We start from the raw sequence: 14891 nt of genomic DNA, 5'->3' as shown, positions 1-14891 counted from the left end.
ATGAAAAGATTATTGATGTTGCTGCCGCTGGCAATCTTCCTGCTGGTCGCCGTGTTTCTTTATCGAGGTCTGTTTCTGGACCCCACCGAATTACCCTCGGCGTTGATCGGCAAGCCGCTGCCTTCGTTCTCTCTGCCCTCGGTCGAGGACCCGCAGCGAGCAGTAACCGCCGAGGACATCAAGGGAAAACCAGCGTTGGTTAACGTCTGGGCGACCTGGTGCGTCGCCTGCAAAGTTGAGCATCCCGTACTGAACAAGCTTGCAGAACAAGGCGTGGTCATCCATGGCGTCAATTACAAGGATGACAATGCCGCAGCTCAGAAATGGCTGCGCGACTTCCACGATCCCTACCAGCTCAATGTTCGCGACGAGCAGGGCACGCTGGGGCTGGACCTCGGAGTATATGGTGCGCCCGAAACCTTCCTTGTCGACAAGCAGGGCATCATCCGCCACAAGTATGTCGGCGTCATAGATGAGCGCGTGTGGCGTGAACAGCTTGCGGCGCTTTATCAGCAATTGGTGGACGAATGAGACAGCTGATTCACGGACTTGTGCTGACGCTGTGTCTGCTGGGCACCGCGTCTGCAGCGATTGATGCCTACGAGTTCAAGGACGAGGCCGAGCGCGCGCGTTATCGCACCTTGGTCGAAGAGTTGCGCTGCCCAAAGTGCCAGAACCAGAACATTGCCGACTCCAATGCGCCAATCGCCATGGACCTGCGGCGGGAAATCTACCGCATGCTGGAAGAGGGGCAGAGCAATGAGCAGATTATCGATTATCTGGTCGCCCGCTACGGCGACTTCGTGCTCTATAAGCCCCCGGTCAACACCAAAACTCTGGTGCTCTGGTATGGGCCAGCCGCCTTGCTGGTGATTGGATTCGGCGTGTTGGCGTTCATCTTGGTGCGCCGTCGCCGTTCAGCCACTGGACCGGCGTCGAACACACTTTCCGAGGCCGAGCGCGCGCGCCTTGCCACGTTGTTGGATAGAAAAGAACCATGATCGATTTTTGGATAGGTGCGGGCCTCTTATTGCTGGCCGCCCTGGCGTTCCTATTGCTGCCGTTGTTGCGGGGGCGTGGTGTACAGGCGGAAGAGGATCGGACGGCGCTGAATGTGGCGCTTTACCAGGAGCGGCTCGGCGAGCTGGCTGCGCAACAGGCGGCTGGAACCCTTGACCCGGAGCAGTTCGATGCCGGACGCGCCGATGCGGCGCGGGAGTTGCTGGACGACACCGAGGGAGGTACCACGCGCCGTAGCAACCATTTGGGGCGTGCTGTACCGCTGATCGCGGCGATCCTTGTTCCGTTTCTGGGCGCTGGTCTCTACCTGCACTGGGGGGCCAGTGACAAGCTGCAGCTGGCGCGGGAGTTCACCGAGCAGCCCGCCACGATGGAAGAGATGGTCGAACGGCTGGAGCGCGCAGTAAAGGCTCAACCCGAGTCTGCCGAGGCGTGGTACTTCCTCGCCAAGACCTATATGAATCGGGAACGCCCCGTGGATGCTGCCGCCGCTTACGAGCAGGTCGTCAAGCTGGCAGGGCGCCAACCGGAACTGCTGGGGCAATGGGCGCAAGCGCTCTATTTTGCAGGCGACCGCCAATGGTCGGAGCAATTGCAACAGCTGACCGATGAGGCGTTACGTGGGGATCCCCATGAAGTTACTAGCCTCGGCCTGTTGGGCATCGCGGCTTATGAGGAGGAGCGGTTTGCTGATGCGATCGGCTTCTGGGAGCGGTTGGTTTCAACGCTGCCTGCTGAGGATCCATCGCGTGAAGCCATTCAGGGCGGCATCGCTCGTGCGCGTGAACAGCTCGGCGAACCGGCTTCGGCGGAAGTGACAAAGCCAGCTGGCGAGATGATTACCAGAAACGGAGCAGAACTAACGGTTGAAGTACAACTGGCTGTCGAGATGGCCGACAAGGTTAGCCCTACCGACGCCGTATTCATCTTCGCACGCGCGCTGTCCGGACCGCCCATGCCGTTGGCTGTGAAGCGCCTGACTGTTGCCGATCTGCCTGCAAAGGTGAATTTGAGTGATGCTGATGCAATGACTCCACAGCTTCGATTGTCCAACTTCGAGCAGGTCAGATTGTTCGCCCGCGTATCCAAAGATGGCAACGCTACTCGCGGCGAGTGGCAAGGCAGTAGCGAGCCGTTGTCTCCAGGGAATCCGGAGGCGATCAAGTTGACCATCGATCAACCGGTTGCACCCTGATCGCAGGGGCTCAAGAGACGACTGATGACGTTGGAAGAGCGGGTATCAACAAGCGTTCAACGGCTGACCAGAGGCAGCGCCGTGGTGACACTGGCGCTGCTGCTGGGAGCTTGTGCGGGTAATCCTTATCAAGTGTCAGAGCCGACTCGCGGCCCGGAGCCGCCCGTATCGACACCGCCCCGCGAACCGGTTGCGACGCCTCCTCCAGTGCGTACTCCGCCGGCACCGCGTCCTCCTGCGACCCAGAAGAGCCATCCACGCTATGCGCCACCGCCTCATGCGGCGGCGCACTGGGACAATCGTCTGGGCGTCTATGTTGTGGAAGGGCAGGACTTGTTCTATCGCGAACGCCTGTATTACCGGTGGGACGGCGACTGGTATTGCGCCGGTCGGCCTGGCGGTCCCTGGGAGCCGGTTGCGCCACCCAGCGTTCCGACGGGGCTGCGCAGTCTGCACTGACTCACTCCAATTTCCCGCATGTGCGACTAAAGGCGAGGCGAAAGCGGTCGATAACCTGTCAGGTGCCGCGAGCCATGGCTCGAACGGTGCCGGTTCGACCCTTGCCACCAGTTCATTCGGAGCAGATCCATGAGTGCAGCAGCCAAACGTCTTGAGGAAACCGGCAACGCCTTGCGTGACGCCATGGCGCAGCAGGATTGGACAGCGATCAGCGTGCTGGATCTGCAATGCCGGCAGGTCGTCGAGGCTGCAATGGTGGAGCCCCGTGAGGACGAGTCAGCCATCCGGCAGCGTTTGCAGGAACTGGTAAGTCTTTACCGTGAGCTGCTTACCTCCTGCCAGAGCGAGAAGCAGCGTGTGGCAGGGGAGCTGATTCAGCTCAACCAATCTCAGCAAGGCGCTAACGTCTACAAGTTATTTGGTTGAGAGTTCCTATAAACAAGCGCGACAATTGGTCGCGCTTGTAGTGGACATGCTCAGGCGGTGTCTACGAGACGTCGAACCGTCAGAAGCTATAACGAGTCCTTACCTCAGCAGCATAGTTTTTCGCCTACAGCGAGCCTTTCCGCCCGAAATCTGACGATTTTGCCCCGATCTCCCAGGCTTGCGCAGACGAGCCAAGTCCCGCTAGATATCTCCCGACTCGTTGCTTACGAGTTGCTCTAAGTCAATACCAAAATGCATTACTTGCTATTTTGTCGTTGAATCACGTCATAAATTTGACTCAGGCCGATTTTTTTAATTAACTACCGGCTATCTGCCGATGACGTTGCCGTTCTGCCGAGGACGAGCGCGGGCTTTCTTTCAGCCTCTAGAGCTATAAACAAGATGTGGCGTGAAACCAAAATTTTGTTGATAGACGACGATCAGGATCGTCGCCGGGATCTGACGGTCATTCTGAACTTTCTCAGCGAAGATCATTTGTCATGCGCCAGCAGCGAATGGCAGGCTGCGGTCGATTCACTGGAATCAAGCCGCAGTATACTCGGCGTAATGCTTGGTGACGTTGCATCCAAGGGCGGCGCCGTAGAGCTGCTCAAGCAAATCAGCAAGTGGGACGAGAACCTGCCGTTGCTATTGATTGGCGAGCCGACGCCGGCTGAATGGCCAGATGAACTGCGTCAGCGCGTGCTGACCAGCCTGGAAATGCCTCCGAGCTACAACAAGCTGCTCGACTCGCTTCACCGCGCCCAGATCTATCGGGACATGAACGATAAGGCGAAGGCACGTGGCCGGCAGCGCGAGCCCAACCTGTTTCGCAGCCTGGTGGGCACCAGTCGTGCAGTCCAGCATGTGCGTCAGATGATGCAACAGGTTGCCGACACCGAAGCGAGCGTGTTGATTCTTGGTGAGTCGGGAACCGGCAAAGAAGTTGTTGCACGCAACCTGCACTACCATTCCAAGCGCCGTAATGGACCGTTCGTTCCGGTCAATTGCGGGGCGATTCCAGCGGAGCTGCTGGAAAGCGAACTGTTCGGTCATGAAAAGGGCGCGTTTACCGGTGCGATCACCTCGCGTGCCGGGCGTTTTGAGCTGGCCGAAGGCGGGACGCTGTTCCTCGACGAGATCGGCGACATGCCACTGCCTATGCAGGTCAAGTTGCTACGCGTTCTGCAGGAGCGCACCTTCGAGAGAGTGGGTAGCAATCGAACGCAGAACGCCGACGTACGCATCATCGCAGCGACGCATAAAGACCTGGAAAAGATGATCGTGGATGGCAGCTTCCGCGAGGATCTCTATTATCGGTTAAACGTGTTCCCGATCGAAATGGCCCCGCTGCGCGAGCGTATCGAAGATATTCCGTTGCTGATGAACGAGCTTATCTCGCGCATGGAGCATGAGAAACGTGGCTCAATCCGCTTCAACTCGGCCGCGATCATGTCCCTGTGTCGGCACGATTGGCCGGGTAACGTAAGGGAGCTGGCCAATCTCGTCGAGCGCATGGCCATCATGCACCCGTACGGCGTGATCGGTGTGATGGAGCTGCCGAAGAAATTCCGCCATGTCGATGACGACGATGAGCAGTACGCGACCAGCCTGCACGACGAAATGGAAGAACGTGCTGCGATAAATGCCCCAATCATTGCGGCGGATGCGCACGCCATGCTTCCCGTGGAAGGTCTCGATCTGAAAGATTACCTGGGCAATCTCGAGCAAGGGCTTATTCAGCAGGCGCTCGAAGACGCAGGCGGCGTTGTGGCTCGCGCTGCGGAGCGCTTGCGGGTACGGCGCACCACGCTTGTGGAAAAAATGCGTAAATACGGAATGAACCGTCGAGAAGACGAGCTCGACGAGTGACTCGTTGGCCACGCCGCCCTTGCTTGCGGCGTGGCCCTTGCTTGATCTGCTGTCGCGGCATGATCCTTGCTGAACCACACGTTACCGACCATCTTTTGACGGATACGTGTGCCCGTGGCTTCAGCGATCTACTCTCCCTTCCCAGGGCAATGTCTGGTTACCGCTGACGCAAGCGATGAGCTCGAACAGTCGCTTGCGTTGGTCCGTGACATATCCGGCCAGTTGGGCGAGTCCGAGGGTATGTTGCAGGCGCGAGTAGCCGAGTTGCAGGATCAGCTGGCAGAGAGCGCTGCGCAGCGCCTGCAGGAGCTCGATGAGAAGGAGCGCTTAGCGAATCGCCTGCAAAGCCTGCTCGACCTGTTGCCCGGCGGTGTGATCGTCATCGATGGCCAGGGCAGGGTCCGCGAAGCCAATCCCGTAGCGCTTGACCTGCTAGGCGCACCGCTCGAAGGAGCGCTCTGGCGTGAGGTGATTGCACGAAGTTTCTCGCCGCGCAGCGATGACGGCCACGAAATTTCATTGAAGGACGGGCGTCGTGTTTCCATCGCTACACGTTCCTTGAACATTGAGCCTGGGCAGCTGGTGCTGTTGACCGATCTGACGGAGACGCGACGGCTACAGGAGCAGCTGGCGCGTCATGAACGTTTGTCTGCGATTGGCCGGATGGTCGCCTCGTTGGCTCATCAAATCCGTACGCCGTTATCATCAGCCCTGCTGTATGCCAGCCATCTGGAGCAGGGCGGTCTGTCGGCCGAGCACCAGCAGCGGTTTGCCGGTCGTCTGAAGGACCGGCTGAACGAGCTGGAACATCAGGTTCGTGACATGCTGGTTTTCGCCCGCGGTGATCTGCCGCTTGAGGACCGGCTGACGCCCGCCGAGTTGCTTGCAGCACTTCGTGTAGCGGCCGAGACCCAGTTGGAAGGCATTGCTGTTCGCTGGCAATGCGACGCCCACGCCGGCGCTCTGTTGTGCAATCGCGACACCTTGGTTGGTGCACTTCTCAACCTTATCGAAAATGCGCTCCAGTCAGCGACCGGCGATACCAGGCTGAAGATTCACCTCTTTTCACGCGGTGCCGTGCTGCGCCTCAGCATCAGCGACAACGGCGCCGGAATTGATGCCGCGACCCTGGCCCGGGTCGGCGAGCCGTTTTTCACTACACGGGCGACCGGAACCGGCCTCGGACTGGCCGTCGTCAACTCGGTCGCGCGGGCCCATTCAGGCGCGCTTGCGCTGCGCTCCCGTCCGGGCAGAGGAACCTGCGCCACCTTGCAGTTGCCGCTGCTCCAGGCGTCTTCGCGGGCTTCTACGGAGTAAGCACCATGGGCGTAAAGGTTTTACTCGTTGAAGACGACCGCGCTTTGCGCGAAGCGCTAGGCGATACCCTTGAACTGGGTGGCTATTCCTATTGCGCTGTTGATTGCGCTGAGGCCGCTTTGCTCGCGCTGAGTCAGGAAAGCTTCAGCTTGCTTGTCAGCGATGTGAACATGCCTGGCATGGACGGTCACGCCTTGCAGGCGCTTGTGCGCGAACAGTATCCGCAGACTCCGATCCTGCTCATGACAGCTTATGGTGCGGTCGAGCGCGCCGTCGAGGCCATGCGCCAAGGGGCTGTGGACTACCTGGTCAAGCCGTTCGAGCCGAAAGTTTTGCTCGACCTGGTTGGCCGCCATGCGTGCGGCCAGCTTGGCATCAGCGACATGCAGGGTCCTGTGGCGGTCGAACCAGCGAGTCAGCAACTGCTGGCATTGGCGGCCCGGGTGGCCCAGAGCGACTCTACAGTGCTCGTCTCAGGGGAGTCGGGCACCGGCAAGGAAGTGTTGGCTCGTTTTATTCATCAGCAATCAACGCGAGCGGGCAAGCCATTTGTAGCGATCAACTGCGCTGCGATTCCAGACAATATGCTGGAAGCGACGCTTTTCGGTCATGAGAAAGGCGCCTTCACCGGCGCGATCGCAATGCAGCCAGGCAAGTTCGAGCTGGCCGATCACGGCACGCTGTTGCTCGACGAGATATCCGAGATGCCGCTGGCATTACAAGCCAAGTTGCTGCGAGTGCTGCAGGAGCGTGAGGTCGAGAGAGTTGGCGGACGCAAGCCGATACCGCTCGACATTCGTATCGTCGCCACGACCAATCGTGATCTGGCTGAAGAGGTTCGCAGCGGGCGTTTTCGTGAGGACCTGTTCTATCGCCTCTCGGTCTTTCCGCTCGCCTGGCCTGCATTACGTCACCGGCCTGCGGATATCGTGCCGCTTGCCGAGCGGTTGCTGGCCAATCATGCGGCGAAAATGCGCCAGCCGGTGGCAAGACTGACATCCGAGGCGCGCCTGTGTCTGCTCGGGCATACCTGGCCCGGTAATGTGCGCGAGCTGGACAACGCGATCCAGCGCGCGTTGATCCTGAAGCAGGGCGGGATGATCCGGCCGGACGATCTTTGTCTCACCGCTGCTGCCGGTTTCGCTTCACTGGCGCGAGCCCACACGAGTGAAACCGTGCTAACTCCGTCCGTTGCGCCTGTGCCGGCCGAAATCACCGGGGCGTTGGGCGAAGACCTGCGGCGTCGCGAATTCGAGCTCATCCTCGATACCCTGCGTGCCGAGCGCGGGCGCCGCAAGGAGACGGCTGACCGTCTAGGCATCAGTGCACGTACCCTGCGTTACAAGCTCGCTCAGATGCGCGACGCCGGTATGGACCCTGAGGCGGCGCTGCGCTCTGGCTGAAGCGGTGTTTCGGGCGAAGGCGGCTCTGATAAGCTCCTAGACCAACATCGTTCAAGAGGGTCTCAACATGGATGAAGCGTTCTGGCAGCGTCGCTGGGCACGTAACGAAATCGGCTTTCATCTAAACGACGTCAACCCTTATTTACGCCGCCATTGGCCCAGCTTGGACTTGGCCCAGGGGGCGCGCGTCCTGGTGCCATTGTGTGGCAAAAGCCTGGACATGGCCTGGCTCGCTGATCAGGGTTTAGCCGTCTTGGGAGTAGAGCTGAGCGAGCGCGCAGCCGAGGATTTCTTTGTCGAGCACGGGCTGGTTCCAGATGTCAGCGTTCAGGGAGAGTTCAAGGTTTACCGAGCGGGTAACGTTGAAATCCGCTGTGGCGATTTTTTTGCCATGACGCCAGCTGATGTGGCTGATTGCCGAGCGCTTTACGACCGGGCTGCCCTTATCGCATTGCCTTCCGATATGCGTCAGCGTTACGTCAACCATCTCGCCAGCATCCTCGCTCCAGGCTGCCAGGGGTTGCTGATTACGTTGGATTACCAGCAGGAGCAGATGTCCGGCCCGCCGTTCGCGGTAGGCGATGCTGAGGTTCGAGATCTTTTGAACACGCGTTGGAAAATCAAATTGCTCGAGCTTGCAGATGTATTGAACGAAAGCAATTGGAAGTTCCTCCAGCGTGGGCTCACGCGCCTGGATGAACGCTGCTATCGACTCGATGACCTCTCCTAGCCTCTCGGAGCCGTGTCGTCTAGCCAGGAACCCAGCGGGCGCTCAGCCGCGCGCCCGTTGCAGGCTTACGCGATGCGCTTGCCGGCGGCCCTGCTGGGTAGCGTGGTCATTGATTGCGCTGGAGTTGACGAATAAAGACGTCGGCTTCGTCTATGGCCCGCTGCATCTCCGCCAGGAGCTGATCCACATTCCCCTCAAGCATGCGGTATTCGCCCTTGAGGGCGCCAATGGCGCGGGCATTGAGGTTGTGCTTAAGAAACAACACCTGGTCGCGTAACACATCAAGCACCGGGTCGATGCGTTTTTCCGCTGCTTTCATCCGTTGCAACAGGACACGATAGTCTTTCTGAGTGCGCTCCAGGTTTCGCTGACTGGTCGCCCTCAGGCTCGCGTTGCTGTACTCGTCGAGCTCCTGTTTCCATTCCTTGAAGAGCGCCTCGGCGACATCTTCGACGGCATTGATCCGGTCCCGTACTTCACGAGCGCTGTTCTCGCTGGCCTCGAATTCACTGTTCAGAGCTTCGTAGCGCTCCTCAAGTTCGCCGCCATCGACCTGCACTACGCTGCGGTAGCGCTCCAGGGCGTCCTTGAATTGCTCCTTGGCGTCCTGCTGGGAGTCGCGGGCATCCTCGACGCGGTCAACCAGAATGTCTCGCTTATGCAATCCGACTTTTTCCATGGCCGAGTAGTAGGCGCTCTGGCAGCCGGCCAAGGTGAGCAGGGCGAAGCCGAGTAAAAGAAAGCGTCGCATATTAGGCATATCCCTATTCAAAGAAGGCGCTTGCTTCGACAGGCATACAGCCACTACGTGCAAATTCTGGATGAAAAAAAGGGCGGCTATTGCCGCCCTTGTTCTGGCTCGCTCGCTCAGCCGCGCTGGCGCAGGGCTTCGATGCGGTCTTCCAGCGACGGGTGGGTCATCAGCAGGCCGGCGAAGCCGTTGCGCAGGGCGCCGTTGATGCTGAATGCCTTGAGGCTGTCAGGCATGTCGACTGGGACGCCCTGTTCCGCGCGCAGACGCTGCAGGGCGCCGATCATGGCGCTGGTGCCGGCCAGCTGTGCGCCAGCCTCGTCAGCACGGAACTCACGTTTACGCGAGAACCACATGACGACGATGCTGGCAAGAATGCCAAGGACCAGCTCGGCGAAGATCGTTGCAACGAAATAGCCGATGCCATGACCGTCTTCGTTCTTCAGGATCACCCGGTCAACGAAGCTGCCGAAGATGCGTGCGAAGAACATGACAAAGGTGTTCACCACGCCCTGGATCAGGGCCAGCGTGACCATGTCGCCGTTGGAGACATGGCCGATCTCGTGAGCCAGTACAGCCCTGACTTCGTCCGGGGAAAAACGCTCGAGCAGGCCTTGGCTGACCGCTACCAGCGCATCGTTCTTATTCCAGCCGGTGGCAAAGGCGTTGGCTTCGTAGGCGGGGAAGATGCCCACTTCAGGCATCTTGATTCCGGCTTCACGGGCAAGCTGCTCGACGGTTTGCAGCAACCACTGCTCATGGCGCGTACGCGGTTGGCTGATGATCTCGGTACGGGTACTCATTTTCGCCATCCATTTGGAGATGAACAGCGAAATCAGCGCGCCAGCGAAACCAAACACGGCGCAGAAAGCCAGCAGGCTGCCATAGTTCTGACCGGTGTAGCGGTCGACCCCGAGCAGCTTGAGGGTGACGCTGGCAACCACCAGTACAGCCAGGTTGGTGGCCAGGAACAAGAAAATGCGCATCATGTTGCGGCAGACTCCAAGGGGAACAGTAAAGAACGATAGGCTATATAAGGGGCGGGCCGATGCGATTCAACCGAGCGACTATTTCAAGCTATGTCGCCCTACACGCTGCCGGGCTTAGCGGTGCTCAACCAGCGAGCTATCGAACAGCTGCCGGGTAAGCTGTGCCAGCCGCTCGCTGTCGCCTTCACGCAACGCCTCGCGCAGTTGATGCGCCAGGGTGGACCGGACCCGACGAACACCCGCCGGCAGTGATTCATCCCATGTGCCGGCGCTGGGAACACTGCGTGTCAGTCGCATGAATGCCTTCTCGGTGAGCGCCGCCTGGTCCAGTGCCTGGAAATGAATGGTGCTCTCGAAGCGCAGATAGCCTTCCTCGGCGAGCCATATCAGAGCGCCGAGACAGCCTTGGTGGCGCTTGCTGGGCAGGCCGAACTCATCGGGTTCTTCATGACCGATGAGGTCTTCGACGTACAGCGCGACCTTCCGCGGAAAGGCCTGATAAAGAATCAGCAGTCCGGCCGCGGCGTCCCGGTAGAAGTCGTCGATCTGGAGATCCATCGAATCCTACTGGCTGTAGGTCTTGAGGAAGTTGCCGATGCGGCCGATTGCTTGCTCGAGGTCATCGACGCGGGGCAGGGTGACCACCCGGAAGTGATCCGGCCATGGCCAGTTGAACGCCGTTCCCTGAACGATCAGCAGTTTTTCTGACAACAGCAGATCGAGGACGAACTTCTCATCGTTGTGGATCGGGCAGATTTTCGGATCGATTCGCGGGAACGCATACAGCGCCCCCATTGGTTTGACGCAGCTGACGCCGGGAATGTCGTTGAGCAGTTCCCAGGTCCGGTTGCGTTGCTCCAGCAGTCGGCCCGGTGGCAGCACCAGGTCGTTGATGCTCTGGTAGCCGCCCAGAGCCGTCTGAATGGCGTGCTGGGACGGCACGTTGGCGCACAGGCGCATGTTGGCCAGAATGTCGATGCCTTCGATGTAGCTCTGCGCTTTGTGCTTGGGGCCAGAGATTGCGACCCAGCCGGAGCGGAAGCCAGCGACCCGGTAGGACTTCGAAAGTCCGTTGAAGGTGAGGCACAGCACGTCCGGAGCAAGGGATGCGGTGCAGATGTGCACCGCATCGTCATAGAGGATCTTGTCGTAGATCTCGTCGGAGAACAGCACAAGCCTGTGCTGACGAGCCAGCTCGACCATGCCTTCCAGCACTTCGCGCGGGTAAACCGCGCCCGTGGGATTGTTCGGGTTGATCAGTACTAGCGCCTTGGTGTTCGGCGTGATCTTGGCCTTGATGTCGGCCAGATCCGGCCACCAGTTGGCCTGTTCGTCACAGAGGTAATGCACCGGCTTGCCGCCCGCCAGGCTCACGGCGGCGGTCCACAGAGGGTAGTCAGGCGCCGGAATCAGTACTTCATCGCCATTATTGAGCAGTGCCTGCATGGACATCACGATCAGCTCGGACACGCCGTTGCCAAGGTAGATGTCTTCAATGGTGATGCCTTCTACCTGCTTCTGCTGGTAGTACTGCATGATCGCCTTGCGTGCGCTGAACAGGCCTTTGGAGTCGCTGTAGCCCTGCGCGGTGGGCAGGTTGCGGATCACGTCCTGGAGGATTTCCTCCGGCGCTTCGAAACCGAACGGTGCCGGGTTGCCGATGTTCAGCTTGAGGATGCGATGGCCTTCCTCTTCCAGGCGTTTGGCGTGCTTGAGCACTGGCCCACGGATGTCGTAGCAGACATTGGCGAGCTTGTTCGATTTGCTGACCTGCATGATCCTGAGTGTCCCGAAGTGAAGACGCGCCCAGCTTTCGATGGCTGGCGACGTTTGGCATGAACCCGGGCGCCTTGGCAGTCTGAAACCCCGCTGCCAGACTAGGCGTCTAAGAGCAACGCATCATACGTGCGGCCCGACTACCGGAAAAGGTACAGATCCGCCTTTTTTGAGATCACGAGGTGTACCGATGGACAAGCTAGAGAAACCGCTGGAAACCTGGCGTGCAGAGCTCTCCGACGAACAGTTTCAGGTCTGTCGTCTAGGTGCCACCGAGCGCCCATTCACCGGCCAGTACAACGATATGAAAACCCCTGGCATCTATCATTGCGTCTGCTGCGATGCGCCGCTGTTTGATTCGGCTGCCAAATTTGACTCTGGCTGCGGCTGGCCGAGCTACTTTCAGCCGGTCAGCGATACGGCAATTTCCAGCGTCGACGACTTCAGCCATGGCATGCACCGCATCGAGGTCAAGTGTGCTCGCTGTGATGCCCATCTGGGTCATGTGTTCCCGGATGGTCCGGCACCGACCGGGCTGCGCTACTGCATCAATTCTGCCTCTTTGAACCACAAGCCGGGCGAGGCCTGAATATGGTTCGAAACGTGGCAGTGAGGTCCGATCATGCATGATCCAATGCTGGATATTCCTTGCATGACCCTTGATGGGCGGCAGGTCTCTCTGGGTGAGTACGATGCGAAAGTGCTGCTGGTGGTCAATACAGCTAGCAAATGCGGTTTCACTCCCCAGTACAAAGGGCTGGAAGCACTCTGGCAGCGCTATCGAGATCAGGGGCTGGTAGTCCTCGGGTTCCCCTGTGATCAGTTCGGTCATCAGGAGCCGGGGGACGAGGCGCAGATCGCTGCATTCTGCGAGCGCAATTTTGGTGTCAGCTTTCCGCTCTTTGCCAAGGTCAAGGTCAACGGAAACGATGCCCACCCCTTGTTTAGCGAATTGAAGAAGCGCGCACCCGGTTTTCTGGGAAGCAGAGCGATCAAGTGGAATTTCACCAAATTCCTGGTGACTGATCAGGGCGGCTCGATCGAGCGTTTTTCTTCGCGCACCTCTCCGGACGCGCTGGCAGCGCATATCGAAGCTCGCCTGTAATCTGTAATTCTTGCTACAGCGCTTGCAGGTAGCTGGCGCGATTGTTCTGGAGTCGTTGAATGGATGCCGAGCTGAAGGCTTTTTTGCAGCGCGCCGATGCGCTGATCACGCGATTGGAGCCCTTGCTGCCTGCGCAGCGGGCACCGATGGATTGGGCAACAAGCTTGGCCGCCCGCTGGCACCGTGAGGGGGCGGGTGGCTACCTGCAGGCGCTGAACGTTTCGCTCGACATGAAGCTGAACGACCTGATCGGAATCGATCGACAGCGCGAGCTGTTATCGCGCAACACCCGCCAGTTCGTGAGCGGCTTGCCGGCAAACCATGTCCTGCTGTGGGGCGCCCGTGGTACGGGCAAATCTTCATTGATCCGAGCGTTGCTGGCTGAACATGCACCACAAGGCCTGCGCCTGATAGAAATCGAGCGCGACCATCTGGCTGATCTGCCCAAGCTGGTCGATCAGCTTGCCGGGAAGCCGCAGCATTTTGTGGTGTTCTGCGATGACCTTTCGTTCGAGGCGGGTGAGGGTGACTATCGGGTCTTGAAAAGCGTGCTGGACGGCTCGCTGGAGCGCGCGCCCGACAACGTTCTGCTGTATGCCACTTCGAATCGCCGACACCTCGTGCCAGAGCGTCAGAGCGACAACGAAAATTGGCAGATGGTTGATGGGGAGCTGCATCCGAACGAGGCGGTCGAGGACAAGATTGCGCTGTCAGATCGCTTTGGACTTTGGCTGTCGTTCTACCCGTTCAGCCAGGAGCATTACCTGAACGTGGTGCGACATTGGATCGGTTCGCTGGCTACGCAGGCGGGGCTGAGCTGGCGTTGGGATGATGAGCTCGAGAAGGAGGCTGTGCGATGGGCCACGGCGCGTGGCAATCGCAACGGTCGCTGCGCTTACCAGTTTGCTCGGCAATGGGTGGGTGTTCGCTTGCTCTGAGGATTGGCAAGCCTTGTCGCATTCGTTGTGAACGCGGCCCGATCTGATGAGCTCAGCCTAGACGACCTGCCTGGAGATGCGCCTCCATAGCTATTGCACAACTGATGTATCAGATGGCCACGAGGCAAGGCTTGTTGATTTTTGCCCTGGAATGGGCGGCTTTGCTGAAGGGCCGCCCAGTGGTAGCCACTTTAGTGGCAACCAGGCGGCGCAGATCAGCCTCAGTTTGCGGGTGTTGGCGTTTTCCCCATGTCGATGAGCTTTGCGGCCATGCGTTGCTCACCGGGCAACACGTTCTCAACAGACGCGCGCGCCTTCATTCGTGAGTAGTGCGCGGCAAGCGCTGGCCAACGACCCGCGTCTACTACTTCGCCGCCGTGTTCCATGTTGATCAGCTGGCATGCGACGGCAATGTCCGCCATCGAGAGTTGCTCGCCAGTGAAAAAGACGTTCTCCCCCAGCCGCCGTTCGAGGTAGTCGAAGTGCGGTGGCAGCTTCTCGTTCAAGGCGGCCTGCACGGTTTCCTCGTTACAGGGCTTGCCCGAACTGGGCTTCAGCACGCGGTTGCGGAAAACCCCGAACGTCGTCAGCGGTGCGAGTTCGTAATCGGCGTATTTTTCCAGCCAGCGTATTTGTGCCCGACCGGCCGGGTTGTCGCCGTACAGCCGCAGGGTTTGTTCGTAGGCCTCATCGAGGTACTGACAGATCACGCTGGAGTCAGCAAGACAGAGCTCCCCATCCTTCATGGCAGGAATGCGGCCGAGTGGGTTGAGCTGCAGATACCATTCCGGTGGGGTGAACGGCATGACGAATTCGAGCCCATAATCCAATCCTTTTTCCTGTAAGCAAAGGCGTACTTTGCGAACGAAGGGCGATAGGGGGGCACCGAATACGGTTATGGGCATAGCGA

17 protein-coding genes are annotated in these 14891 nt (G+C 59.3%); 12 read left to right on the top strand and 5 right to left on the bottom strand.

What is annotated here, in order from left to right:
* From ALTERO38_RS09785 to ALTERO38_RS09745, 9 genes are all read left to right on the top strand, one after another.
* On the top strand, positions 1-531 hold the full coding sequence (locus ALTERO38_RS09785) for a DsbE family thiol:disulfide interchange protein (protein WP_159968269.1): 531 nt from the start codon (positions 1-3) through the stop codon (positions 529-531).
* Positions 528-1001 (top strand): cytochrome c-type biogenesis protein, encoded by a 474-nt coding sequence (locus tag ALTERO38_RS09780; RefSeq protein ID WP_148926321.1) that lies wholly within the window; start codon positions 528-530, stop codon positions 999-1001. The genes ALTERO38_RS09785 and ALTERO38_RS09780 overlap by 4 nt, the downstream gene beginning before the upstream one ends.
* Positions 998-2215, top strand: a complete 1218-nt coding sequence (gene ccmI, locus ALTERO38_RS09775) for a c-type cytochrome biogenesis protein CcmI (RefSeq protein WP_159968268.1) — start codon at positions 998-1000, stop codon at positions 2213-2215. Before ALTERO38_RS09780 ends, ccmI begins: the two co-directional genes overlap by 4 nt.
* 24 nt (positions 2216-2239) lie before the next feature.
* Positions 2240-2674, top strand: a complete 435-nt coding sequence (locus ALTERO38_RS09770; RefSeq protein WP_159968267.1) for a hypothetical protein — start codon at positions 2240-2242, stop codon at positions 2672-2674.
* Positions 2675-2803: 129 nt separating this feature from the next.
* Positions 2804-3100: a flagellar protein FliT gene (fliT, locus tag ALTERO38_RS09765; RefSeq protein ID WP_102836090.1), complete on the top strand. Its 297-nt coding sequence runs from the start codon at positions 2804-2806 to the stop codon at positions 3098-3100.
* Between the two features lie 402 nt (positions 3101-3502).
* Complete coding sequence (locus ALTERO38_RS09760; RefSeq protein ID WP_148926317.1) at positions 3503-4972, top strand: sigma-54 dependent transcriptional regulator; 1470 nt, start codon at positions 3503-3505, stop codon at positions 4970-4972.
* A gap of 114 nt (positions 4973-5086) precedes the next feature.
* Positions 5087-6289 carry a PAS domain-containing sensor histidine kinase gene (locus ALTERO38_RS09755; protein ID WP_372239366.1) on the top strand — a complete coding sequence of 401 codons (1203 nt, stop codon included), beginning with the start codon at positions 5087-5089 and terminating at the stop codon, positions 6287-6289.
* 5 nt (positions 6290-6294) lie between these two features.
* Positions 6295-7692: a sigma-54 dependent transcriptional regulator gene (locus ALTERO38_RS09750; RefSeq protein ID WP_159968266.1), complete on the top strand. Its 1398-nt coding sequence runs from the start codon at positions 6295-6297 to the stop codon at positions 7690-7692.
* A 67-nt stretch (positions 7693-7759) separates the two neighbouring features.
* A complete protein-coding gene (locus ALTERO38_RS09745; protein ID WP_159968265.1) occupies positions 7760-8422 on the top strand; it encodes a thiopurine S-methyltransferase in 663 nt (220 codons plus the stop codon).
* 106 nt (positions 8423-8528) lie between these two features.
* Here ALTERO38_RS09745 and ALTERO38_RS09740 read toward each other — a convergent pair whose 3' ends face one another.
* The 4 genes from ALTERO38_RS09740 to ALTERO38_RS09725 form a co-directional block, all read right to left on the bottom strand.
* The gene (locus tag ALTERO38_RS09740) at positions 8529-9173 is read right to left on the bottom strand and encodes a DUF2959 domain-containing protein (protein WP_148926315.1); all 645 of its coding nucleotides are present in this window, start codon (positions 9171-9173) and stop codon (positions 8529-8531) included.
* Positions 9174-9289: 116 nt separating this feature from the next.
* Entirely contained in the window at positions 9290-10162 is an 873-nt protein-coding gene (gene htpX, locus ALTERO38_RS09735; protein ID WP_102836095.1) for a protease HtpX, read from the bottom strand.
* Between the two features lie 114 nt (positions 10163-10276).
* A complete protein-coding gene (locus ALTERO38_RS09730) occupies positions 10277-10720 on the bottom strand; it encodes a hypothetical protein (protein WP_159968264.1) in 444 nt (147 codons plus the stop codon).
* Between the two features lie 6 nt (positions 10721-10726).
* Positions 10727-11938, bottom strand: coding sequence for a pyridoxal phosphate-dependent aminotransferase (locus ALTERO38_RS09725; protein WP_148926313.1), 1212 nt, complete (start codon positions 11936-11938; stop codon positions 10727-10729).
* Positions 11939-12128: 190 nt separating this feature from the next.
* On the opposite strand from ALTERO38_RS09725, the gene msrB reads away from it, so the two are divergent.
* The 3 genes from msrB to ALTERO38_RS09710 are packed head-to-tail and all read left to right on the top strand — an operon-like array spanning position 12129 to position 13981.
* Positions 12129-12527, top strand: coding sequence for a peptide-methionine (R)-S-oxide reductase MsrB (msrB, locus tag ALTERO38_RS09720; RefSeq protein ID WP_159968263.1), 399 nt, complete (start codon positions 12129-12131; stop codon positions 12525-12527).
* A gap of 33 nt (positions 12528-12560) precedes the next feature.
* Positions 12561-13043 (top strand): glutathione peroxidase, encoded by a 483-nt coding sequence (locus tag ALTERO38_RS09715; protein WP_159968262.1) that lies wholly within the window; start codon positions 12561-12563, stop codon positions 13041-13043.
* A 59-nt stretch (positions 13044-13102) separates the two neighbouring features.
* Positions 13103-13981, top strand: coding sequence for an ATP-binding protein (locus ALTERO38_RS09710; protein ID WP_159968261.1), 879 nt, complete (start codon positions 13103-13105; stop codon positions 13979-13981).
* 221 nt (positions 13982-14202) lie between these two features.
* Here the strand turns inward: ALTERO38_RS09710 and ALTERO38_RS09705 are convergent, their stop codons facing one another.
* Entirely contained in the window at positions 14203-14886 is a 684-nt protein-coding gene (locus tag ALTERO38_RS09705; RefSeq protein WP_159968260.1) for a glutathione S-transferase family protein, read from the bottom strand.
* Positions 14887-14891: the final 5 nt, after the last annotated feature.

It is taken from the genome of Pseudomonas sp. 9Ag, from assembly GCF_902506445.1.
GTDB classification, from domain to species: Bacteria; Pseudomonadota; Gammaproteobacteria; order Pseudomonadales; family Pseudomonadaceae; genus Stutzerimonas; species Stutzerimonas stutzeri_AB.
This window is presented reverse-complemented; position numbering and strand designations above follow the sequence as displayed.